This window comes from Snodgrassella sp. W8132 (assembly GCF_016100865.1).
In the GTDB taxonomy this organism is placed as follows: Bacteria; Pseudomonadota; Gammaproteobacteria; order Burkholderiales; family Neisseriaceae; genus Snodgrassella; species Snodgrassella alvi.
On the sequence record NZ_JACFRQ010000001.1, the window covers coordinates 1,661,719 to 1,685,768 of the forward strand.

The window sequence follows — 24,050 nt, forward strand, 5'->3', positions numbered from 1 at the left end:
ACAATTTTATTAATTCTTTAAAAAACAGCACCCGTCCCAGGTGCTGTTTTTTAGTGCCGGTCAGATTTACTTTTTATCCGGCAACGCATAAGCAATTACATAGTCACCAACATCATTTGAATGGCTGGTACCACCGGCTGAAATAACCACATACTCCTTACCGGTTTTCGGAGAGACATAAATCAGCGGAGCAGCAACCGAACCCACTGGCAGGCGTGCTTTCCAAACTTCCTTACCGGTTTTGGCATCTATTGCACGCAGATAATAATCCTGCGTACCGGCAAAAAATACCAGACCGGAGGCAGTGGCTGTCGGACCGCCCAGCGTAGGCATACCAATCGGCATTGGCTGTTTTGTCTTAATATTCAGAGGTCCGGTATCCTGAACTGTGCCCATTGGCACCTGCCATACTAGCCGCTTGGTGTTCAAATCAATGGCACTCAGCGTACCAAATGGCGGCTGCTGACATGGTACACCGAGCGGAGATTGCAGAATGTCGATTTTCACACCGCCATAAATACCGGCAACCTGCGGCCGAATCGTACCCATAAATCCCGGTACTTCATCAGTAGAAACCTTGAACTGTTTTGCCTCCTCACGGGTAACCAACTGCATACGCAGTGCCATGCGCATATCGTTCACAAACATCAGATTCCGTGATTCATCAATTGAGATACCACCCCAGTTCATGCCGCCAAGCAGACTTGGCCATTCAATATACGGCTGTGCACCCGGTGGCGTAAACCGGCCTTTGTATACAGAATTCTTAAACAGAATACGGCAATATAACTGGTCAAACGGTGTGATACCCCACATACTGCGTTCAGTCAGAGGCTCATTACCAATATTGGGCATACCTACAGAATCAGGCTGCGTAGCAGACAAATGTTCACCTTCGGCTGCCGGAGCTGTAGGTACAGGGCTTTCCACAACTTTAGTGACAAATTCACCGTTTCGCCGGTCAATTACAAAAATCTGCCCGGTTTTAGTAGTTTGAATCAGAGCAGGAATTTTCTGGCCTTTATCATTGGTAACATCATACAGTACAGGTTGAGAAGGCAAATCATAATCCCATACATCATGGTGAACCAGCTGACGTACCCAGCGTAATTTACCGGTGCTGGCATCCAGAGCAACCACTGCTGCCCCGAATTTTTCCTTAATATGATTGCGGTCACCACCCCAGTAATCCGGCGGTCCATTGCCGGTTGGTAAATAAACCAGATTCAGTTCTTTATCATAAGTAGGAATAGTCCAGACATTAGGTGTTTCAAGTGTGTAATTCTGACCAGGCTTAGCCAGCCCCTCAGGTTTACCAATATCCCATGTCCACACCAGCTTACCGTCACGTACATCAAATGCCCGTACCGCACCAGATGGTTCACCATGAACAATATCGCGAACCCAGCCGCCTACAACAGTTAAATGTCCCATCATTACCGGCAGAGAAGTCGGATGATAGCGCTTACTGTTTTCAGTCGGCCCCATATAAGCCTTGAGATTCACATAACCATTGTCACCAAAACCCGGACATAACGTCCCTTTATCTGCATCCAGGGTAAACAGACGTGCATCCACTGTAGATACAACAATTCTGCGCCGGCATAAAGACTGAGTATAAGCGGCTTTTTCAGCATTGGTCAGGCTATCATCCTTATCCATATCATAATAGCCTACCCCGCGGCAGGTTACATGCTCCGCAGTACGTGCTTTAGGATCAAAGCGCCAGATTAGCTTACCAGTATCCGCATCAATTGCAGATACCAAATTTTCCGGTGTGCATGAATACAGCTTGTCACCAATCTGCAATGGTGTATTTTCGTCTACACCGATTGCTTTACCGGAAGTACGGCGACCAGTATGAAATGTCCATGCTACCTGCAGATTACGCACATTATCCGGATTTATCTGGGTATACGGCGCAAAGCGGGTACCGCGCTGATTTCTGCCAAAAAATGCCCAGTCAGACGGATTTTGAGCATTTTCATGTGCCGCATCAGCATTCTCACTGATATTAACCTGATTACGAATCTGACCATGCGGATAAAACGACGCAATCAGCGTGGCCAGTAAAGCCAGAAATATAACAACACCGCTAAAATTATAAAAACGGCGGCCGGAAGCTGAAACACCCTGATAGCCACTGCCCGACCACAAAGTCATCATAAGAAACAGTGCAGGTATAACCAGACGCGGCATCAGAGCCCAATAAGTTAACTCCGTTGCATCTGTTAATGCCCAGATTAGCGTTGCCACAAACACTGCCAGCGAAAACAAGGCAGTATAAGACTTACGCAAACCAACCATTATCGCAAGTACCAGATAAGCAATACCAGCCAGTAAATAATAGCCCGAACCACCCAGTATCAATAGCTTAATTCCACCATAGCCTAGCGCCAGACCGCCAGCCAGCAATATCAATACAAGCAGCCAGCGTGGCAGATTACGCCAGCAACTTCCTGAAGAACCAGACATCAACTACTCCTAACCTGAATGTGTGAATAAATATTGCCAACCAACATGCAAAGTACATAAAGCTTTACTTATCAGGCAGCAATACTTTTAAATTATTTAAAATTAGTTATTTATAAATTAACAAATACAAAAAAAATACCTTAAATAAACATAAATATATTAAAGTTTACGAAGAAATTAAATTATTAACTTTTAAATAATCCATTGTCAAAAAATTAACATTCGGTTTTTTAATACAGGATGGATGTCCGAATAATGTACTTATCTCAGCACAATCCGAGTTTTATTCACATACAACAAAATATGTTTCTGCCGGAAAGGAGGTAACTTTTTATGTCATTGAATCATCATAAAAACAACAGACATGAAAAAAGCGAAATTGCGGTATTAAGCAATTTCGCCTAAAAAAGCATCCGTAACGATGCCGATAAATAAAATTAGCAATCAGGCTCGTGCAGTCAGCGCGGCAACGGCCGGTAAAGTCTTACCTTCCAGAAACTCCAGAAATGCCCCGCCACCGGTACTGATATAACTGATATCATCAGTAATACCAAACTGAGCAATTGCAGCCAGCGTATCACCGCCACCGGCAATTGAATAAGCATTACTATCGGCAATTGCCTTTGCCAGCACCTTAGTACCATGAGCAAATGCAGCAAATTCGAATACACCTACAGGACCATTCCAGACAATCGTTTTTGCCTCTTTCATCATCTCAGCCAGTCTCTGTGCTGATTGCGGACCAATATCCAGAATCATATCGTCTTCGGCCACATCGGCTACGTTTTTAATTTCAGCTGCTGCATCAGCAGCAAAACGTTTGGCTACCACCACATCAACAGGCAAAGGAATATCACCGCCCTTAGCAGCTATCTTAGCCATAATCTGCCGTGCACTATCAACCAGATCAGCTTCAGCCAGCGATTGCCCTACAGGCAGTCCCTTTGCCAGTAAAAATGTATTGGCAATTCCGCCACCTACAATTAAATGATCCACCTTATCGGCCAGACTTTCCAGAATCGTCAGTTTAGTTGATACTTTACTTCCGCCCACAATAGCCACTACCGGAGCCTGCGGATTCTGTACTGCATGAGTTAACGCTTCCAGTTCAGCTGTCAGCAGCATACCGGCACAGGCCAGCGGTGCAAATTCTGCCACTGCGGCTGTAGATGCTTCTGCACGATGTGCAGTACCAAAAGCATCATTAACATAGATATCACCAAGCGCAGCATAAGCTGCAGCCAGAGCTTGGTCATTTTCCTTCTCGCCGATATTCAGACGAACATTAGGCAGCATGATTACATGTCCGGCCTGCAACTGTGGTTTGTGTTCACGCCAGTCTTCTGCCACACTGACATTCTGACCTAATAATTCTCCTAATCGCTGCGCCACCGGAGCAACACTATCTTCCGGTTTTGGAGCGCCGGCTTTCGGTCGTCCCAGATGTGTCAGCACCACAACAGCTGCACCCTGCTGCAAACAAAAACGAATCGAAGCTAAAGAAGCACGAATACGCGTATCATCAACAATAACACCATCTTTAATAGGCACATTCATGTCTACTCGAATCACAACGGTCTTGCCAGACACATCCTGATCAGCTAACTTTTTAAACAACATGGTTGAGTTCCCGCAATAAAAAACGCTGATAAATTTGTTATATCACTCCGTACCTCCCAAAGAATGACAACATCAGCGCATCACAAATAGATAAAATAGTTATAAATCACAAAAAGCTTGAAAAACTTTGAATTATCTTATAATTTACCCATAGGGTAAAGTCACAGACAGGATAAAACTGCCCGTACTTAACCAGCCTCATCACATAATTTATTTAATTGCAGTACACACATACTACCGAGGTACAACATTATGACTCTTGCTTACTGGTGTGTTTTAATAGCCATGCTTCTGCCATGGATTGCAGCATCTTATGCTAAAAAAAATGGTGGTTTTAAAGCTGATGATAATCATCAGCCCCGTGAATTCATGGCTAAAGTACAGGGTAAAGCTGCACGTGCTAATGCTGCACAGCAAAATGGTTATGAAATATTTGCACCTTTCGCTGCTGCGGTCATTATTGCCCATGCAACTGATAACGCTGCCCAGTTCACCATTAACTTTTGGAGCGTATTGTTTATTCTCAGTCGCCTTGGTTATTTTTATTGTTACATTAAAGATAAATCTTTTGCCCGTTCATGTATCTGGGGAGTGGGCGTTATCTGTATCATTGCGCTTTACATAGCTGCAATCTGAATACAATACTGGCAAGTAATATTGATAATTCAATCTGCATAAAGGGGTAGTTTATGAGCAAACAATCAGGTTCATGTCTTTGCGGCAAAGTTAAATTTTCTCTGGAAACAGATAACCACTCACTGAGTGCCTGCCATTGCAGTACCTGCCGTAAATGGAGTGCAGGTCCGCTGATGACAATTATGCATAATGGTAAGATTCAGTTTGAAAATACAGAATTCATCAAAAATTACAATTCATCAGAATGGGCGGAACGCGGATTTTGCTCAGAATGCGGTACTCATCTGTATTATCACTTAAAAAATAGCGACCAATACTACATAGCCGCATGGACACTTAACCAGCCTGACGCCCTGGATTTCAATCTTCAGGTTTATATTGATAACAAACCGGAATGCTATTCTTTCGCCAATCAGACACATAACCTGACCGAGGCTGATATTCAGCAAATGATAGCAGAGCAGCAGAAATAATCGCGGCCGGATTAGTCTATCCAACAGTTCTTATCCGAATAAATAGCTATATTGTTTTATTTAGTTTAATTGCGACCATTCAAGCGGTATGCATTATAGATTAATAACGCATTATAGATAGAGTTTATCTAAATAAAAATAGGAATTGGAGTTGGTATGAATGTAATTAAAAAAAGCTTTTTAATTGGTATTTGTTTGTTGAGTTTCACAGGTGTTGTCGCAGCAAAAGATCTAAAGCAAAGAAATATCGCTCAAGAAGAAGAAAATCGTACACTAGTTATCAATTTTTATAATAACTTTTTTAATAAACATCAACTTGCTGAGGCAACAAAAACACTGGCTGAAGATTATAAACAACATAATCCTTATGTCGCTAATGGTAGAACACCTGCGATTAATTATTTCGAAGATTTCTTTAAACAAAATCCGCAATCAAGTGCCATCATAATTCGTTCATCTGTGGAGGGCGATATTGTATGGTTACATGTCCATTCTAAAATCAATAAAAATGATCTTGGTAAAGCAGTAGTTGATATATTCCGAGTTAAAGATGGAAAAATAGTTGAGCATTGGGATGTGATTCAAAATGTACCAGAGCAGGCAGAAAATAATAATACGATGTTTTAATGATTGATCCGATAACTTATAAGCGCCTTAACGGCGCTTTCTTCGTTCAAGCAAAAACAGACTATATATGTTTAATATATAGTCTGTTTTCAATTGGATATTCAGTGAAATTAAACTGTATTACATACGCTCAACAATCATTGCAATACCCTGACCGCCACCGATACACAGCGTAGCCAGCCCGAACTGAACATCTTTTGCCTGCATACCATATAACAGACTTACCAGAATGCGTGTACCACTGGCTCCAATCGGATGACCAATCGCAATCGCACCACCATGGATATTGGTCTTATCCATATCAAAATGCAATTCGCGACCTACTCCGAGGAATTGTGCAGCAAAAGCTTCATTTGCCTCAACCAAATCAATATCTGTCAGTGCCAGACCTGCCTTCTGCAAAGCTTTCTGTGTCGCGGGTACAGGTCCCAGCCCCATCAGTGCAGGGCTTACACCAGCACTGGCATAACTGCGAATACGTGCCAGAGGCTGTAATCCGAGTTCTTTTGCTTTGCTTTCCGCCATCACCAACACAGCAGCAGCACCATCATTAATTCCTGATGAGTTGCCGGCAGTCACCGTTCCATCGGCACTGAATGCCGTTTTCAATTTAGCCAGTGCTTCAGCAGTTGCCTCTGCCCGCGGATATTCATCACGCGCAAATACAGTATCACCTTTACGTGACTTAATTGTTACGGGCACAATTTCTGCATCAAATACACCGGCTGCAACCGCCTGCGCAGCCAGCTGCTGAGAACGTAAAGCCAGCTCATCCTGTTCCTGCCGGCTGATCTGATATTTCTGTGCAATATTTTCAGCAGTAATCCCCATATGATAATGATTGGTAGCACAGGTCAGCCCGTCGTGTACCATAGTATCAATCACCTGCTGATTACCCATACGATAGCCCCAGCGTGCACGGCTATCCAGCAGATATGGTGCCCGCGTCATATTTTCCATACCGCCGGCTATTACTACCTCTGCATTCTGTGCGGCAATAGACTGAGCGGCCAGTGCTACCGTTTTTAATCCCGAACCGCATACTTTATTAACAGTATACGCCGGTACACTATCAGCCAATCCGGCTGCCAGGGCTGCCTGTCGTGCCGGATTCTGTCCCAGCCCGGCCTGCAGCACATTACCCATCACTACTTCATCAACCAGTCCGCTTTCAACACCGGCACGGCTTAAAGTTTCAGCAATAACCAGCTTACCCAAATCTACTGTGCCTACACTGGCTAGGGAACCATTAAAGCTGCCTACAGGTGTACGCGCTGCACTGACAATAACTGCATTTTCCATATTTAACTCCTAAATCTGACTGTTACCAGCCTATAAACCACGCTGGCTGATTGCCATTTCACGGAAATCTTCAGCCACAGTAAATTCAGCCTGAGTTTTAGCCTTAATTGTTTCCAGATCAACGCCTGGTGCATGTTCCAGTAAAACCAGTTGTCCGTCTTTAAAACCAAACACAGCCAATTCAGTAACAATCAGATTAACTTTGTTTTTTGCTGTTAGCGGTAAAGTACATTCTTTCAGAATTTTGGATTCACCATTTTTAGTACAATGCTCCATACCAATAATAACCCGGCGCGAACCGGTTACCAGATCCATTGCACCACCCATGCCCGGTACCATTTTGCCCGGCACCATCCAGTTTGCCAGATTTGCCTGCTGATCGACTTCTAGACCACCCAGTACACAAGCATCAACATGACCGCCGCGAATCAGTGCAAATGAAAATGCACTGTCAAAAGTACAACCGCCGGCAGCAATACCACATGGCTGACCACCTGCATTCACCAGATTAGGATTGGCTTTTTCAGGGTCCAGTGCAGCCAGACCGAGAAAACCATTTTCAGACTGCAAAGTAATATGAATATCTTCCGGTACATAATTGGCTACCTGAGTTGGCAGACCAATACCCAGATTCACCACATCCCCATCATTGAATTCCAATGCAATTCTGCGTGCAATTAATTCTTTTGCATTCATGGTGACTCTTCCTTTATTCCGGATAAACAATATAATCAACCAGCGCTGCCGGTGTAGTCGCCGCATCAGGTGAAATTTCACCCACTTCAACCACATTGCCTGCTTCAACAATTACCTTTTTCGCAGCCAGAGCAACCAGCGGATTAAAATTCTGAGCAGACAGTTCATACACCAGATTACCCAGCTTATCTGTCGTTTTTGCTTCCACAATGGCCAGATCAGCCTGTAAAGGCAATTCAAGCAGGTATTCCTGTCCGTTTACCGCGATTTTCTGTTTGCCTTCTTCGACAATTGTTCCCAATCCGGTAGGTGTCAGCACACCACCCAAACCTGCGCCGGCAGCACGAATCCGCTCTGCCAGCGTACCTTGCGGTACCAGTTCAACTTCAATCTCACCGGCAATCATTTTCTTACCGGTTTCCGGATTAGTACCGATATGCGAAGTAATAACTTTTTTGACACGATTATTCGTAATCAGCGGGCCGACACCGGTTTCTACAAACGCAGTATCATTTCCAATAATAGTTAAATCCTTAACCCCTGAATCCAGAATAGCCTGTACCAGTCTGGCGGGCGTACCGATTCCCATAAAACCGCCAAACATAATGGTCATTCCATCCCACAGATGATTTTTTACATCCGCTAAACTGAGCTGTTTTGTTTTCATACTCTTCTAACCTGAGATAAACCAAAGACCGGACAAATACATAACAACTGATTTTGTTATAGATCTATGACAATATTTGATTTGCCGGCGATACCCTGAAAAGCACCGCCGGCAAGTGATTAATTACTCAATGTCCATATCCAGAATTGCTGCACTCAAACCTTTACCATGCATATCATGTGCCAGCGTACGGGTAACACCGCCACCCAAAGCACCATACATAACAAAATTCAGTGCACCAATATTCGGTAATTCATAGCGCACAACATCACCAGTCACGATGTCTGCAAAAAACGCTTTAACCTTTTCCGCAGTCACTGCTGCTTTAATACGTTCATAATCTTCAGGTCGATAAGCAATTACCGAAATATTTGAAGTATTACCTTTATCACCAGTACGAGAGTGTGCAATTTCACGTAACTTCATTATCAAACCTCCAGATAGTCAATACTGGTTGTCACCAGATTACGGGGAATAAATGTTGAATCCATAGCCACAATTTCTTTTACAGATTTCATAGCACCGCCACCGCCGGCCGGACCATTGGTATATAAAGCTTCAACTTCATTACCCACAACTGCTGCCGCAGCTTTAGTTGCGAAACGTCCGGCTACACGCACACGAACTTCATACGGCTGGCTGTTCTGTGACAAAGTTGCACCGTGCAGAGAATCGATACCAATCAGATCAAAACGCACCTCTTGTGGTTCTACATGTGCAATTTCAAACCGCTCTTTTACGATGGCCAGTGCCAGACGACCGCGTTCTACCGCTCCCGGACCGGCATAGCTCATCTCACCTTCACCAATAAAACCATCTTCATAACCTACAGATACCTTCAGCGTCTCAGGACGGGCACGACCTGTACCGCCAGTAACAGCAACACGGTCTTTACCTACTTGTGTAAAGGTTACCTGCGTGAAATCTGCGGTGACATCCGGTGTTTTATATTCATCCGGGCGATGAATTTCATACAGCATCTGTTCCTTACAGGTATCAGGAGTAACCATGCCGCCAGAGCCTTCAACTTTAGTAATTACTGCATCACCATCGGCACTGATTTCGGCAATCGGAAAGCCCAGACGTGCCAGATCAGGTACATCGCGGTAATCCGGATCAGCAAAATAACCACCAGTGATCTGGCCGGCACACTCAAGCAAGTGTCCCAGAATAGTGCCCTTACCCAGATGCTCCCAATCTTCTGCACCCCATTTAAACTCATGCATCATGATTGACAGAAACAGAGACGGGTCAGAAACACGGCCGGCAATAACAATATCAGCACCATTGTCCAACGCCTGTACCATTGGTTCAGCGCCGATATAAGCATTGGCTGAAACAATTTTCTTACCGCATTGTGAAACCGGTTTTTGCAGCTCATCCAGTGGCAGATCCTGCTGCATAACCTGTTCGTAAACATCATCGCCTTCAATAATGGCAATTTTCAGATTTTTTGCGCCCAGAGAACGTGCGATTTCGGCAGTTACTTTGGCTGCTGCACGCGGATTGGCAGAACCCATATTAGTAACAATCTTGATTCCCTTTTCCAGACAGGCCGGTAATACTGCCTGCATACGCGCTGCCAGTAATTCATTAAAACCGGTTTCCGGATTATGCTTTTTCTGGCGCTGACCGATAGCAATCGTGCGTTCAGCCAGACATTCAAATACCAGATACTGAATATCCCCTTTTTCCGCCAGCTCTACAGCCGGTTCAATCCGGTCACCGCCATATCCGGCACCACAACCAATTCTGATTTTTTTCATATATCATACCCTTTTTACATTCAACAACTTAAAAACAACCTGTTTATATCGGGAATACTCCGAATAACATCGCACCTACAGCCATCACGATAGAAGCCAGCCAAAGTATCGGAATAGAGAATTTCTGATGGTCAGCCAAATCAACGCCAGACAGACTGCACAACAGGAAGGTAGCCGGAGTCAGCGGACTAACCGGGAAACCAGTAGTCATCTGTCCAAGTAAAGAAGCCTGAGCCACCTGAATAGGCGGGAAACCACCAATATTGGCCACCACCGGCATAATGCCGAAATAATAGGAATCAGGGTCAAATACCAGACTCAGCGGCATTGCTACCAGACTGACAATAAACGGAATATGAGAAGACAAACTGTCAGGTACAAAATGACCGGCTGAATTTGCCATAGCTTTGAGCATACCGGATTCACCCATAATGCCTGTGAACACACCGGCAGCAAACAAAATAGATGCCATCATCAGCGCGCCCTTAGCATGAGCATTAATCCGTGCAGATTGTTCAGCAGGCTTGCGGTAATTTAATGTCAGCGCAATACAGCAGGCCACCATAAAAATAACCACTGGTGATATTTTTGTGGCTACCATACCCGTAATTACCAGAATCACCAGAGTAATATTCGCCCAGAATAAATGCGGCCGACGCAGCTTTTGCTCTTCTTCGGTTAATTCTTTTGGCGCAAAATGTGTTGCTGTTTCTTCATTTTCACCACCGATTACTGCACCAGCACCGGCTCCGGCCAAACCTAAACGTTTTTCTTCTTTACGCCCCCAGTACCAGCCCATAAACACCATAAAGGCCAGCCCACAAATCTGCGCCGGAATCAGTGGTGTAAACAGATCATGTGTAGATACCTCCAGTGCTGCGGAAGCACGAATCATCGGTCCAGTCCATGGCAGGAAATTTACACCGGCACTCAGTGCTGTAATCCCGGCAAGAATTCGCTTATCAATACCAAGTTTGTTATATAAAGGCAGCATGGCCGGTACTGTAATCAGAAATGTCACAGCTCCATTACCATCCAGATGCGCAATCAATGCCAGAACACCAGTACCAATAATAATTCTCTTAGGATTAGTACCTACCACCTTCAGAATCTTGGCGATAATCGGATCAAACATCCCGGCATCACTTACCACACCGAAGAAAATAATGGCAAACACAAACATCGCTGCCATAGGTGCCAGTTTGGATATTCCTGTCACCACCATTTTTGGTATAACGGTGTAATGAGGTACTACATCCAGACTACCCTGAAACAACGGTACGATATATAGTGCGATTACAGCCCCTAGAATAGGAATAATAATCAAAGCGACTATCGGCGATAACCGCTTGCTCATAATGCAAAATAGCAAAGTTGCAATAGTTAATATGCCTACTAAAGCCAGCATAAGAATCCCCTTTTTGGGTTATTATTAAAAAGAATAAATGAATAAATATTTAAGAAAGCCTCTGCATTCTCGCCATAACAACACACCCTGTCTAATCGATAATAAAAATCGATTAATAAACAAATTCGATAAATCCGGCAGCATATGAAAAATTTGATAAAACTCAATATGTATTGACGCTAAATATGCTATTGTAGATAGCAATATGGATTTAAATACGGCAAATAATGCTATATGAATATATCAATTAAGCAGATAAAAGCCTTTCTGGCGCTGGTAGAAGAAGATAACTTCACTCGTGCAGCCCAGAAGATCCATTTGTCTCAGCCTGCATTCAGTAGCCTGATTGCCAATCTGGAACAGGAAATCGGCTACCGCCTGTTTGACAGGGATACCCGTAAAGTTCAGCTTAATGAAGACGGAATCCACTTCATCAAACTGGCACGTGAACTTATGTTTGCCTATGAGCGCACTACCAAAGAAATCCGCTCACATGCCAATAATCATAAGGAAAAACTGGTACTGGCAGTTATGCCGTCTATCGTCGTACAATGGGTTTCACAGCTACTGGCTATTTTTCATCATCAGCATGCCAATGTCCAAGTTGAATTACTCGATACACAATGGGATTTGTGCCTGCAAGCCCTGTTACAAGGACATGCAGAACTGGCATTAACCGCAAAATCTCCCTCTTTAACTGAAATTTCTGCTGAGTTCCTTTTTTCTGATAAGTTCCATCTCATATGTCATATCAATCATCCACTGGCCAGCAAAGCAGATATTGAATTAAAAGATTTACTAGAATATGGCATGATTGGATTTACTAAAGGCACCAGCATTCGCCATTTTGTTGATAAAATTGTAGATTTATTCGGAATAAATTATGTAGTAGAAGTTAGCCAGCTCACCACCATGATGGGACTGGTAGCGGCTAATTACGGCATTGGCATAGTACCAAGATTAACATTATTTCAATTTGAACATAAAAATCTTGTAGTCAGAGAGGTCAGAGACATGAATCTGGAACGTTCCATTTATCTGATCAAGCATAAAGAACGCAAACTGTCACCGCAGGCCGAAAATTTTTATCATCATATTAAAGCCAATATATTCAGTGATTAATTATATGTAACCTTAACTAATATTATCTGGATACAGCAGTAGCGGGTACGGCTCGACGGTATTTTGCATCCGGTATATTTGAACTAACCGTTACACCGCTGACACTAATATCATTTTGCAATTTCTCATAAGTCGCTTTACCAATACCTTTAACACGCATAATGTCTTTTGTAGAACGAAAAGGACCGTGTGCATTGCGATAATCAATTATTGCCTGTGCTTTAACTGCACCAATATGCGGTAATGATTGCAACTGCTGTGAAGAAGCAGTATTAATATTAACAGCAGCCCACACCGAAGCCATAGCAAACAACAGTACCAAAATCATACCAATCTTTTGCACTCTGTATTCTCCTTTGATTGATAAAGTTACCTGATCAAATCATACCTATGAATTGACAATAGCATAAAATATAAGATTAATTTATGCAATCATTATTTTATTTACTGAAAATACGATATTTTTAATCATTTCCAGCATATACCTCAGCTTAATTAATCAACCGTTTCAAACCATCAGAATCAGACAAAAAACAGTCTTACCTTGAAAGGTTTGTGCAGATTCAGGATAATTCGTACTGGATAACCTTTGTCTCTTGCGGCGGAGTACAGTCCATTAACTCACATCGCTATCGCAACCAGCAATTCCCTCATCAAAAGGCAACTTCATGGCTTCACATCTCGCTAATGCTATTCGCTTCCTGGCAATGGACGCAATTGAACAGGCTAACTCAGGGCATCCGGGCGCACCAATGGGCATGGCCGAAATGGCTACTGTAGTGTGGCGCGAATTCCTGCAACACAATCCAGCTAATCCTAAGTTTTACAACCGCGACCGTTTCATCCTTTCGAACGGACACGCGTCCATGCTGCTGTATAGTCTGCTGCATCTGAGCGGTTACAATCTCAGTATTGAAGATCTGAAAAATTTTCGCCAGCTGCACAGCAAAACCCCGGGACATCCGGAATACGGCTACACTGATGGTGTAGAAACCACAACCGGACCATTAGGACAAGGAATTGGTAATGCCGTTGGTATGGCACTAGCAGAGAAAATTCTGGCTGCCCGATTTAATAAACCGGGCTTGAATATTGTTGATCACCATACTTACGTATTTGTCGGCGATGGCTGTCTGATGGAAGGAATATCCCATGAAGTATGTTCACTGGCCGGCACGCTTAAACTCGGCAAACTCATTGTTCTGTACGATGACAACAACATCTCAATTGATGGCAAAGTAGACAATTGGTTCAGCGAAAACATTCCTGAACGCTTTACCTCTTACGGCTGGCACACAGTTGCCAATGTAGACGGCCATGATGAAGCTGCTATCCGTGCAGCCATTACCGCAGCAAAAGCCGAAACCGAGAAACCATCGATTATCTGCTGTAAAACCAGAATCGGCAAAGGTGCCGCTAACAAAGAAGGCAGCCATAAAACCCATGGCGCACCATTAGGTGCCGAAGAAATTGCCGCTACCCGCGCTGCCTTGAACTGGACACATGAACCATTTACCATTCCGCAGGAAATCTATGACGACTGGAGTGCGCTTAAAGCCGGTACTCAACTGGAACAGCAGTGGCAAAATCTGTTTAACCGTTATCAGCAACAATACCCTGCTGAAGCAGCTGAGTTTATCCGCCGTATGGACGGTAAACTGCCGGAAAATTTTGAAGAACACGTTCAAAATGCATTAAATGAAGTATGCAGCAAAGCTGAAAAAGTAGCCACCCGCAAAGCCAGTCAGAACAGCATCGAAATTCTGGCACAAATTCTGCCTGAATTTGTAGGCGGATCTGCAGATCTTACCCCCTCAAACCTGACCGACTGGTCTGGCAGTACTGCCGTGACAGCCACCAGTGGCGGCAATTACATCCATTATGGCGTGCGAGAATTTGGTATGGCAGCCATTATGAATGGTTTGAGCCTGCACGGTGGTATCAAACCATTCGGAGCTACTTTCCTGATGTTCAGTGAATACGCCCGTAATGCTTTGCGCATGGCTGCACTAATGAAAATCAACCCGATATTTGTATTCACACACGATTCAATCGGCTTGGGAGAAGATGGCCCGACACACCAGCCGGTTGAACAAATTGCCACCCTGCGTCTGATTCCTAACATGAGTGTATGGCGACCGTGTGACAGCGCCGAATCACTGATAGCGTGGGCAGATGCCGCCGCTGCAACCAGTCATCCCAGTTGCCTGATATTCAGCCGTCAGGGGTTACCATTTATGCCACGGGATAAGCAGCAACTAGCCAATATCCGTCGTGGCGGTTATGTACTGAAAGCACCCGATACAAAGGCTGCGCAGGCGGTACTTATTGCCACAGGATCTGAAGTGGAGCTGGCTGTCAATGCTCAGAGCAAATTAGCTGAACAAGGTATTGCCACAACAGTTGTATCTATGCCTAATACCCATATCTTTGATCAGCAGGATCAGGCCTACCGTAACAGCGTCTTACCTGCTCATCTGCCTCGTATTGCCATTGAAGCCGGTGTCAGTGATTCATGGTATAAATACGTGGGTACGAATGGTGCCATTATTGGTATTAATCGTTTTGGTGAATCCGCACCAGCTGAGAAACTCTTTCAGGAATTTGGTTTCACTATCGAACAGGTTGTTGAAGTAGTGAAAAATATCATTTAAATGAGCATATAAAAAACGCCGGCATTGTTTGCCGGCATTTTTTATATCATTATGATAGATTTAATCTTTGACATTTATATGACGTGTTTCCGGCATCATCAGAATAGCTATTACAGATAATAAACTGGTACCTGCTACATAATAAGCCGGCGATACTGCACCAAAATGCTTAATCAGCCAGGTAATCACAAATTGTGCCGTACCACCAAACAAAGTTATACTAATAGCATAAATTAGTGATACAGCGGTTGCGCGTAGTTTAAACGGTATCATTTCCGGAATAGCCACTAAACTACTGGCGCCGCTCATCCCTGTTAACAACGTTACCATCATTGTTACCAGCAACAGCATCGCCACACTTTCAGTTTTTACCAACAGATAAAACATCGGCACAATCAGCAACATTAAAGCCACCCGTGGCCATAATATAATACTTTTACGACCATATTTATCAGCCAGCATACCTGCCAGTAATGAAAACACAAACATCATTAACCCACCCGAAGTAGTGCAGATTTGCGCAATATTTGGCTTAAGTTTAAACGTATCGATAGCAAAAGTAGTCATATAATTACCTACCTGAGCGGTAATAGCCGTCGACATCAGCACCATAACTCCCAGTATCACCTCGTTCCTATAACGGGAAAATATGATTTTTATCATCTGAGTACCACTGTGATGAGTCGGTTCTTCCAGTGTTTCCGGTAAGGCTCGGCGAATATACAGAGCAATCGGAATTAATACCAGACTTATCAGAAAAGGGATGCGCCAGCCCCATGCATTCAACTGTTCCAGAGTCAGAATACTGGAAACAGTAAAACCAACCAAACCACCAACCACTACCGCAATTCCCTGACTGGCCATTTGCCAGCTGGCATAAAAAGCACGTTTATCTGGCGGAGCAGATTCAATCAGCATTGCTGAAGCCGGACCTACTTCTCCACCTAAAGCCAGCCCCTGAACCATACGTGCAATAACCACAATAATAGGAGCTGCAATCCCGATCACCTCATAGCTGGGTGTAACAGCCAGCCCCAGTGTTCCCAGCGTGATTAATGCCACAGTCAGCATCATCGCTGCCCGACGACCTTTCTTGTCTGCATAGGCACCAATAAGTAAACCACCCAACGGTCGCGTAAAAAAACCGACACCATATACAGCTACTGCAGCAAGCAAACTGGTGTATTTATCATTATTGGTTGAGGGAAAAAATGATTGCGCAATATACACTGCAAAAAATGAATAAATAATAAAATCATAAAATTCCAGTGCATTCCCTGCCACCGCCGCCGCAATCGCTTTCGCCGGTGGCTTATTATGCTCTATAGCTACTTGTCCTGTATTCATATCGTTACTCCAATTATTTTATAAAATATTCAAATCTGATTTATTTTAAAAAGCGCTCAGCCAGTGCTACCCAGTATGTCGCACCAATAGCTATATTTTTATCATTGAAATCATAATAAGGATTATGCAAATCAAAACCGGAAGCAGCATCAACTTCTTTCAGACCATTACCAATAAACAAATAACTTCCCGGACATTTTTCCAGCATAAATGCAAAATCTTCACTTCCGGCCATTGGTTCAGTCTGATCGACAATATTTTCTTCCGCTACCACTTCACGTGCTACCTGACGCGCAAACTGAGTTTCTTTACTGGTATTAAATACAGGAGCATATCCATGCTGATAATCCACTTCAGCCACAACATTAAAGCTTTGTGCCTGAGCCTGAGCGATGGCCACAATACGTTGCTGTAACAGCTTACGTACTTCAGGCTTGAAGCAACGCACAGTCAGCTTTAGTTCAGCCTGTTCAGGAATTACATTATTCGCCACACCGGCATGAAACATACCCACTGTAACCACAGCCGAATCCAGCGGACTGACATTACGTGACACAATTGTCTGTAAAGCCATTACGATAGAAGAAGCAGCCACAATCGGATCATGCGTATTGTGCGGTTTTGCGCCATGCCCGCCCACACCTTTTACTGTAATAGTGGCCACATCAGATGAAGCCATCATCCAGCCATCATAAAAATGTAACTGTCCCTGCGGATAACCCGGCATATTATGCATACCATATACGGCATCACACGGATATTTTTCAAACAGACCATCAGCAATCATCCGCATAGCACCACTACCAGATTTGCCATATTCCTCCGCCGGCTGAAAAATCAGATTCAATGTACCATTAAACGATTTTCTGCCAGCTAATACCTTAGCCGCAGCCAGTAGCATTACAGTATGTCCATCATGACCACATGCATGCATTTTGCCTGTATGCTGGCTTGTATGCGCAACACCGCTTTCTTCAGTAATCGGCAATGCATCCATATCAGCCCGGATACCAATCCGTCTGTCACCATTTCCAGCTTGAAGTTGCGCTACCAGACCAGTACCACCAATACCCCGTTCAACTTTATATCCCCACTGCTCCAGCAAACCGGCAACTTTATCGCTGGTTCGATTTTCTGCAAAAGCCAATTCAGGGTGTTGATGAATATCATGACGCAGCTGAACAAAAGTACTTAACTCAGCTTCAATCAGCTCATGAATCTCTTTCATAAACATACCTTTACATTTTTAATGAATTAAGAAGACTATAGCTTAACAAACAAAATTATTATTGACAAAACAAAATAATTTAATACATTGTCTTATAAGATTAATTTTTTAAGTATATTTAAAACAAAATATGAATAATAAAAACCAGTTATTTATATAACCCAAAAGAATAGTTTTCGATATTAATCTGTTTTGTCTCTTTTACATTAAAAAATTTAAACACCCGTCTGATGACAGAACAAAAAATGCACTTTTTGAAATTTAAAGTGCATTTTTATATTTAGAAAAGATATTTAATTAAACCGTGATTTAAAATATTTTTACTCAAGCTTTAATCATTCTTTAATTTTTACATTAAAAAACAATAAAGTTATCAATCCTATTATTGCCAGTATAGGCAAAAACCATAAATATCGCCAAGTTACCGGAAAATAACTCAGACGTAACACTCCATTAAAATCAGGCGGTACAGAAACCTGTACCAATGAACCGGAACTATCTGCAGTAACAGATAATAAATGATCATCAATCTTAGCAGAATAGCCATACCACCATAAACGCGGGAATATCAGCGTAATATTATCTTTATGCTCTGGAATCTGAACCCAATCTGTATTATTTTCGTGTTTCACAATTCTGACACCAGCTATATCAGGATATACAAAGGGAGAGTTATTTTCCCACCCTTTTGTCAGAGTAAATGGTAACGATACATACAAATCACTACGGCTATCTGCTGACTGAACTTCACTATATCCGCACTGCTTAAACTGATGACTAAAAGCAGCATAATCATCCTTATTAACGATAATAGTGCTAATCCGCATCAACACTGCCTGACAAACATTGAATCCTTTTGCACTCTGTAAAATATTCTCCAATGTCGGTTTAGATGCAAAAATACCATGTGCAGACTGATTAACCGGTAATATTTTCTCGAGTCTTTTACTACCTACAGGAGAATAACCATTTATTGATTTAATATCATAAAACCCGAACTGAGCTGAAGCAATATCATTTAATTGCCGGGTTTGTTTTAAATAAATATTTAATGGAAGAGACAAAACGTAACCTTGTAAATTAACATTATCTGGTAACTGAATACGTTCAGTTAATTCGGTCTGACGCAGATAATAACCGCCCAAAGTAGGCAATCCGTTAAGTAACAATAATAAAATTAATAAAGTTAAACCTATCATCCTGAATGAACTTTTTCTCTCTATAATTATCGGGCTCAATATAAGCAGCCAGACAGAAAAAATTTGCAATACAACATAAAACGGATGAAGATTCCAGGAATTAAAAAAAACCAGACACGATGCAAATAAAATCACTAAAAAATATTTTTTATTAAAATTAGCTAATATACTTTTTTTAAAATTAAATAAATCATGTTCAAGTAAAAACAGCATCAACACTAAACTCAGAATCAATGTTAATGTATCAAAGCCAGCATAAACTGGTAAAAATAAAAAAAATCCACCTAAGATAATATATAAAGAAATATAAATTTTTTTATTTAATATTAGCTTTTTACCTCGGATAGCATGTGCATACTGCAAAATATAGAATACAGCCAGACAAATAAAAAAAGAAATAAAGGGTAAAAATCGAAATGGCCAGCGCAAAGGACCGAATTGAGCAGGCATTTGCGATAAAAGAAAAAAAACTATAATTAATGTAGAAAAACATTTCAGATTATCATTTCGATGCCAAAGTTCTTTGATATTGCGGTAAAAAAATACCATAGGCAAAAATACAGTCGAAAAACCAAAAGGTACTAACACCAGCTTATAGCTGAAATAAGTCATATAATCATAAAAAGTAGGAAAAAAACCTAGAGTAATAGCAGACCATGAAGGAGTAAATGCTCTGAGTGAACTATCAAATCCACTTACACGATTAGTTAAATCATACGAAAAAATATATTCGGAATAAATTGGGAAAGAAAAAATAAGTGCTAGAATAGCCGGAATACTCAAATAAACAACCTTATTCAACTTACCTGATTGTTTAAATTCAAAAACCAGAGTTATTCCGACATACACAGCATAACCTATTACTCCATGTGGCCAGCCGGCAGAAAGCAAAAAAATAACTGATATAAAGTTCAGAATAATATTGGTTTTAGAGTAATTTTTTTTAAGTAATAAAAATGTGGCAATAGACATCATTGCCCAAGCCTGTCCGTTTGCCGCATTCCACCAGGCACCCAGATACTGATAAAGAAAGACAGGCTGAATAACTGTAAATGCGGCCAGTGTATAAGCATAACATTTATATAATCTGAATAATCTGGCAATAACCAAAGAAGATAGCGAAACCAATACGATATTTATAAAAGCCAGTATCCAGCCAGATAACAGAATATGATGAAAACGAGAAGTGATAAGAGAAACCAGAATATTCTGAGGTAAAAATATACCTTTACCTAAATCAATCATCTCATTACCACCGATATACATAGAGTCAACTATAAAAGGTATTCTCCCTTCTGACCAAATATGGCCAATCTGTCTGAAAAAACCAAGCAATTCATAAGAAGCATCATCAATACAAAAAAAATCACTCTGAAACAGACTACATATAATAATTATTGAAATTGCATAAAATATTGAGAATAACAATGCCTCTTTAACATTTACGTTTTCATTACTCATTATTGGGTTTTCTTTGTATTAATATAATTATCATATGCAGCACACATAGCAGTAATGTCTGAACATGAAGGTGACCAGTCTAGCAACTGATTAACTTTTGTAATATCAAGCAAAGTATTCTGATCAGCAATGGCATACTGCTCAGGATATAATAATGTCATACCTATTTTATCCAGTCCGGACAGTACCGGTTTAATCAATCTTGCAGGAGCCGGTATTAAAAAAGATTTTGAATTAGCATGTTTGATGATTGCCTCTAACAGCTCTCTGGTTGTCGGAGGATTTAATGAACCCAAATTAAAATTTTCTCTGGGAAAGTTATTTTTACAGGCCTGCAAAGCAGCAGTAACACAATCATCAACACTTACCATCTGATAACGATTAGTACCATTTCCTATCATCGGCACAGGTAAATTTAATGATATCAACCTGAATAATTTACCTAATATACCTAAACGCCCAGCTCCGGTAATCAGTCTCGGACGAAAAATAGTAGCATTTAATTTTTCATAACTTCGAATTAATTTTTCTGCTTCAACTTTACTGCTTCCATATGGTCCCAAAGGATTTTGGGGATGCTCCTCTGATACCGGACATGAATTCACTAAACCATAGGTCATATCAGTAGAAAAAAATACCATTCTGGTTGTACCTGCTGCAGACATTGCATGCAAAATATTTTGCGTACCAGCAACATTCACCTCAAAAAACCAAGCCTGACGATTTGATCTGGGTACATTATCAGCAAACTGTCGTGCAGCCAAATGATAAACAATATCATCCGGTTGAAGATCTAATTTTCTTATATCCTGAGCTGAACGTATATCACCATAAACAAACTGACTTTGTTTTTCCAGAGTGCAATCAGTATAGTTTTTTATGTCAAAATTAACTACTTCATTACCATTCTGCAATAATTTTCTTGTGAGAATCTGCCCTGTGAACCCACTACCCCCGGTAATAATATGACGCAATTTATGCACTCCTGGAAATAATTATGATTCCTATACAAATAGTAACCAAACCTATAATACGAAGTAGATTAACATTTTCATGTAAAAAGAAATACCCGATAAAAGCAGTAATGATATAACCAATCGATAAAAGCGGATAAGCCAGACTCACTTCAGTTTTGCCCAATACAGCCATCCATAAGCCAATACTAATTGCATAAAGGCACATACCAGTAATAAACCATGCATTCAATATTAGCTGATATCCAAAGTAAAAATAATCTGAAACACTTTGGGGAAATGTCCCAATAGTCTGCATAGTTTTGCGTAATGCAATTTGCGCCAGAGCATTTAGTGTAACGCTGATAACTGCAAGCATAAATGTTAATAAATTCACTCTAACTCTTCCAAATCAGAAAACTAAATATATCTGGCTAACAATATGATATATATTATTAAAGCCAGTAAAATCAGACTTTTTTTATCTTGAATAAAAAATACGATCGGGTCATCGTGCATTAAACCTCTTTTAGTCATCATCCATAAATTACCAATCAGATAGACCATCAATAATTGTGCCAACCATAATAAAGCAGGAGTTCTATAATAAACAATGGTTTCCGGAGCATTAATATAAAGACCAAAAACAATAATGGCACCAATATATGTACTTATACCTAATGGCCAGAGAATATCTAAATCAGCTTTTATATACCCTCTACCAACAATCGAATTATTCTCATCGGACTTTGAAACTAACTCAGCACACCGTTTTACAGTAGCCAAACTTAAGAATATTAAGACAGAAAATGCCAGTAAAGAGTAACTTAATTCTATATTAGCAACTACTCCACCTGCTAATATTCTGACGGTATATAAAACGGATAAAACTATTATATCTAATAATATAATCTGTTTTAACCTTAAACTATATAATGTTGTTATTAATAAATATAATAAAAATATACCAAAAAAATATCTTGATATCAAAATAGAAATTAATCCTGCACTCGTTAAAAGCAATAAACTTACCCTGAGACCCTGAGCAATCGATAAATTTCCGGAAGCAAACGGTCGATGTCTTTTATTCAAATGCTGACGGTCATTTTCCAGATCCCATAAATCATTTAAAATATATGTTGCTGATGCACCTAAAGAAAAAGCGATAAATGCAGTAGATACTATTAAAAATTTTTGAAAATCATAAAACTGAAAAGAAGTAAGGAGTGGAACAAAGAGAAGCAGATTTTTCAAACATTGATGTAAACGTATGGCTTTCAGCCATGTCATCATTTTTTTATCTTCATTGCTGAACTGTTTTAATACCGGCGTTCCGCTTTGCTTTATTATTTTTATAAGTTTATCAGTTTTATTTCCTGTAACAATAGCTCCGCTAGCCTCTTTCCAAATCGGCAAATCAGCACTATCATCCCCTGCATATATAAATTTTCGTCCGATTTTCTGTTCTATCGCATTAAGTTTATTTATTCCTTTTAAATTTTTTTGTGAATCCGTAGCAATAACATCATCAAAGCAATTCAAAAAATCCGCTACTTTATATGCAATATCTTTATAGGCAGCAGTAGCAAGTATGACTTTTCTTCCTTGTTGTCGTTGCTTTTGTATGTAGTTAACTAATTCATGACGATAAGGTATTTTATCAGCATTAAAATTACTATGTTCATAGACAAATTTTTTAAATTCTGCCTTACCTTGGAAATATATTTTTATTAATTTGAAAAACTTAAACGGATATAATTTAAGCATACTGATCAGGGTTTCATGTAATGAATCAGTCAGAATTAATGTTCCATCTAAATCCACAACTAGCGGAAGACTTGATTCTGTCACTATTTTTCCCCAGTATATCGATTAAATAAAGCACTAATTTTACCTAGATGGTAGGCTGTCATCAATAGACAACTATCAGGAGGCCATTCATCAGCATGACTGAAACTCAAACTAATGCACGAGTCTACCTGATAGAAACCTACGGCACACGCAACTACACTCAGTTCGACTACAGTGACCCCAATCAGCAAATCTACTTTCTCTTCGGTCGCGAAACCACCGGACTGCCCCAAGCATTCGCACAGGCACGCGCAGAGCAGTGTCTGCGAATTCCGCAGTCAGAGCACATCCGCTCACTGAACCTGTCCAACGCCGCCGCTATCGTCCTTTACGAAGCACTGCGTCAGCAGTCCTTCCCCTCTCTGACCTAGATACAGCAACAGCAGCCATCAGGCTGCTGCGGTATTGTTTTTCTTCTGTGGTATTTCTCAGTACTTAAAGTAAGAAACCCGGCTGACTAATCAACCGGGTTCTTCTATAGGGAGTCTGGCGGTGTCCTACTTTCACATGGGCAATCCATACTATCATCGGCGCTAGGTCGTTTCACGGTCCTGTTCGGGATGGG

The 24,050-nt window shown here is 41.3% G+C and carries 21 protein-coding genes; 6 read left to right on the top strand and 15 right to left on the bottom strand.

Features of this window, described 5'->3' with window-relative positions:
- Positions 1 to 66: 66 nt before the first annotated feature.
- Entirely contained in the window at positions 67 to 2,475 is a 2,409-nt protein-coding gene (locus H3U82_RS07525; RefSeq protein WP_198209910.1) for a membrane-bound PQQ-dependent dehydrogenase, glucose/quinate/shikimate family, read from the bottom strand.
- A gap of 444 nt (positions 2,476 to 2,919) precedes the next feature.
- Entirely contained in the window at positions 2,920 to 4,095 is a 1,176-nt protein-coding gene (locus tag H3U82_RS07530; RefSeq protein WP_198209912.1) for a phosphoglycerate kinase, read from the bottom strand.
- 252 nt (positions 4,096 to 4,347) lie between these two features.
- Between H3U82_RS07530 and H3U82_RS07535 the strand changes: the two genes are divergently transcribed.
- The 3 genes from H3U82_RS07535 (at position 4,348) to H3U82_RS07545 (ending at position 5,831) form a co-directional block, all read left to right on the top strand.
- Positions 4,348 to 4,731, top strand: a complete 384-nt coding sequence (locus tag H3U82_RS07535) for an MAPEG family protein (protein ID WP_084552789.1) — start codon at positions 4,348 to 4,350, stop codon at positions 4,729 to 4,731.
- 53 nt (positions 4,732 to 4,784) lie between these two features.
- Complete coding sequence (locus H3U82_RS07540) at positions 4,785 to 5,204, top strand: GFA family protein (RefSeq protein WP_037391632.1); 420 nt, start codon at positions 4,785 to 4,787, stop codon at positions 5,202 to 5,204.
- A 156-nt stretch (positions 5,205 to 5,360) separates the two neighbouring features.
- Positions 5,361 to 5,831 (top strand): ester cyclase, encoded by a 471-nt coding sequence (locus H3U82_RS07545; protein WP_198209914.1) that lies wholly within the window; start codon positions 5,361 to 5,363, stop codon positions 5,829 to 5,831.
- Between the two features lie 120 nt (positions 5,832 to 5,951).
- On the opposite strand, the gene H3U82_RS07550 is transcribed toward H3U82_RS07545, so the two are convergent.
- The 6 genes from H3U82_RS07550 to H3U82_RS07575 all read right to left on the bottom strand — a co-directional run bounded on the left by H3U82_RS07550 (position 5,952) and on the right by H3U82_RS07575 (position 11,670).
- The gene (locus H3U82_RS07550) at positions 5,952 to 7,133 is read right to left on the bottom strand and encodes an acetyl-CoA C-acetyltransferase (protein WP_198209916.1); all 1,182 of its coding nucleotides are present in this window, start codon (positions 7,131 to 7,133) and stop codon (positions 5,952 to 5,954) included.
- A gap of 30 nt (positions 7,134 to 7,163) precedes the next feature.
- The gene (locus H3U82_RS07555) at positions 7,164 to 7,829 is read right to left on the bottom strand and encodes a 3-oxoacid CoA-transferase subunit B (protein ID WP_037392084.1); all 666 of its coding nucleotides are present in this window, start codon (positions 7,827 to 7,829) and stop codon (positions 7,164 to 7,166) included.
- A 13-nt stretch (positions 7,830 to 7,842) separates the two neighbouring features.
- Entirely contained in the window at positions 7,843 to 8,496 is a 654-nt protein-coding gene (gene atoD, locus H3U82_RS07560; protein WP_084564632.1) for an acetate CoA-transferase subunit alpha, read from the bottom strand.
- A gap of 123 nt (positions 8,497 to 8,619) precedes the next feature.
- Entirely contained in the window at positions 8,620 to 8,922 is a 303-nt protein-coding gene (locus H3U82_RS07565) for a hypothetical protein (protein ID WP_025329974.1), read from the bottom strand.
- A 2-nt stretch (positions 8,923 to 8,924) separates the two neighbouring features.
- Complete coding sequence (locus H3U82_RS07570) at positions 8,925 to 10,262, bottom strand: acyclic terpene utilization AtuA family protein (RefSeq protein WP_198209918.1); 1,338 nt, start codon at positions 10,260 to 10,262, stop codon at positions 8,925 to 8,927.
- 43 nt (positions 10,263 to 10,305) lie between these two features.
- On the bottom strand, positions 10,306 to 11,670 hold the full coding sequence (locus H3U82_RS07575) for a CitMHS family transporter (protein WP_025329972.1): 1,365 nt from the start codon (positions 11,668 to 11,670) through the stop codon (positions 10,306 to 10,308).
- 234 nt (positions 11,671 to 11,904) lie between these two features.
- Between H3U82_RS07575 and H3U82_RS07580 the strand changes: the two genes are divergently transcribed.
- The gene (locus H3U82_RS07580) at positions 11,905 to 12,792 is read left to right on the top strand and encodes a LysR family transcriptional regulator (protein ID WP_198209920.1); all 888 of its coding nucleotides are present in this window, start codon (positions 11,905 to 11,907) and stop codon (positions 12,790 to 12,792) included.
- A 22-nt stretch (positions 12,793 to 12,814) separates the two neighbouring features.
- On the opposite strand, the gene H3U82_RS07585 is transcribed toward H3U82_RS07580, so the two are convergent.
- On the bottom strand, positions 12,815 to 13,135 hold the full coding sequence (locus tag H3U82_RS07585; RefSeq protein ID WP_244895671.1) for a ComEA family DNA-binding protein: 321 nt from the start codon (positions 13,133 to 13,135) through the stop codon (positions 12,815 to 12,817).
- A 325-nt stretch (positions 13,136 to 13,460) separates the two neighbouring features.
- On the opposite strand from H3U82_RS07585, the gene tkt reads away from it, so the two are divergent.
- A complete protein-coding gene (tkt, locus tag H3U82_RS07590) occupies positions 13,461 to 15,446 on the top strand; it encodes a transketolase (protein WP_198209922.1) in 1,986 nt (661 codons plus the stop codon).
- 60 nt (positions 15,447 to 15,506) lie between these two features.
- Here tkt and H3U82_RS07595 read toward each other — a convergent pair whose 3' ends face one another.
- From H3U82_RS07595 to H3U82_RS07620, 6 genes are all read right to left on the bottom strand, one after another.
- The gene (locus H3U82_RS07595) at positions 15,507 to 16,793 is read right to left on the bottom strand and encodes an MFS transporter (protein ID WP_025329968.1); all 1,287 of its coding nucleotides are present in this window, start codon (positions 16,791 to 16,793) and stop codon (positions 15,507 to 15,509) included.
- Between the two features lie 40 nt (positions 16,794 to 16,833).
- Positions 16,834 to 18,021, bottom strand: coding sequence for a M20 aminoacylase family protein (locus tag H3U82_RS07600; protein ID WP_198209924.1), 1,188 nt, complete (start codon positions 18,019 to 18,021; stop codon positions 16,834 to 16,836).
- A 335-nt stretch (positions 18,022 to 18,356) separates the two neighbouring features.
- Complete coding sequence (locus H3U82_RS07605; protein WP_198209926.1) at positions 18,357 to 20,681, bottom strand: hypothetical protein; 2,325 nt, start codon at positions 20,679 to 20,681, stop codon at positions 18,357 to 18,359.
- Entirely contained in the window at positions 20,681 to 21,655 is a 975-nt protein-coding gene (locus H3U82_RS07610) for an NAD(P)-dependent oxidoreductase (protein ID WP_198209928.1), read from the bottom strand. Before H3U82_RS07610 ends, H3U82_RS07605 begins: the two co-directional genes overlap by 1 nt.
- 1 nt (position 21,656) lies before the next feature.
- On the bottom strand, positions 21,657 to 22,031 hold the full coding sequence (locus H3U82_RS10935) for an EamA family transporter (RefSeq protein WP_084554900.1): 375 nt from the start codon (positions 22,029 to 22,031) through the stop codon (positions 21,657 to 21,659).
- Positions 22,032 to 22,054: 23 nt separating this feature from the next.
- Positions 22,055 to 23,485 carry a UbiA family prenyltransferase gene (locus H3U82_RS07620; RefSeq protein ID WP_198209930.1) on the bottom strand — a complete coding sequence of 477 codons (1,431 nt, stop codon included), beginning with the start codon at positions 23,483 to 23,485 and terminating at the stop codon, positions 22,055 to 22,057.
- 95 nt (positions 23,486 to 23,580) lie between these two features.
- Between H3U82_RS07620 and H3U82_RS07625 the strand changes: the two genes are divergently transcribed.
- Positions 23,581 to 23,856, top strand: a complete 276-nt coding sequence (locus tag H3U82_RS07625; RefSeq protein ID WP_084552777.1) for a tRNA (cytidine(34)-2'-O)-methyltransferase — start codon at positions 23,581 to 23,583, stop codon at positions 23,854 to 23,856.
- Positions 23,857 to 24,050 lie beyond the last annotated feature (194 nt).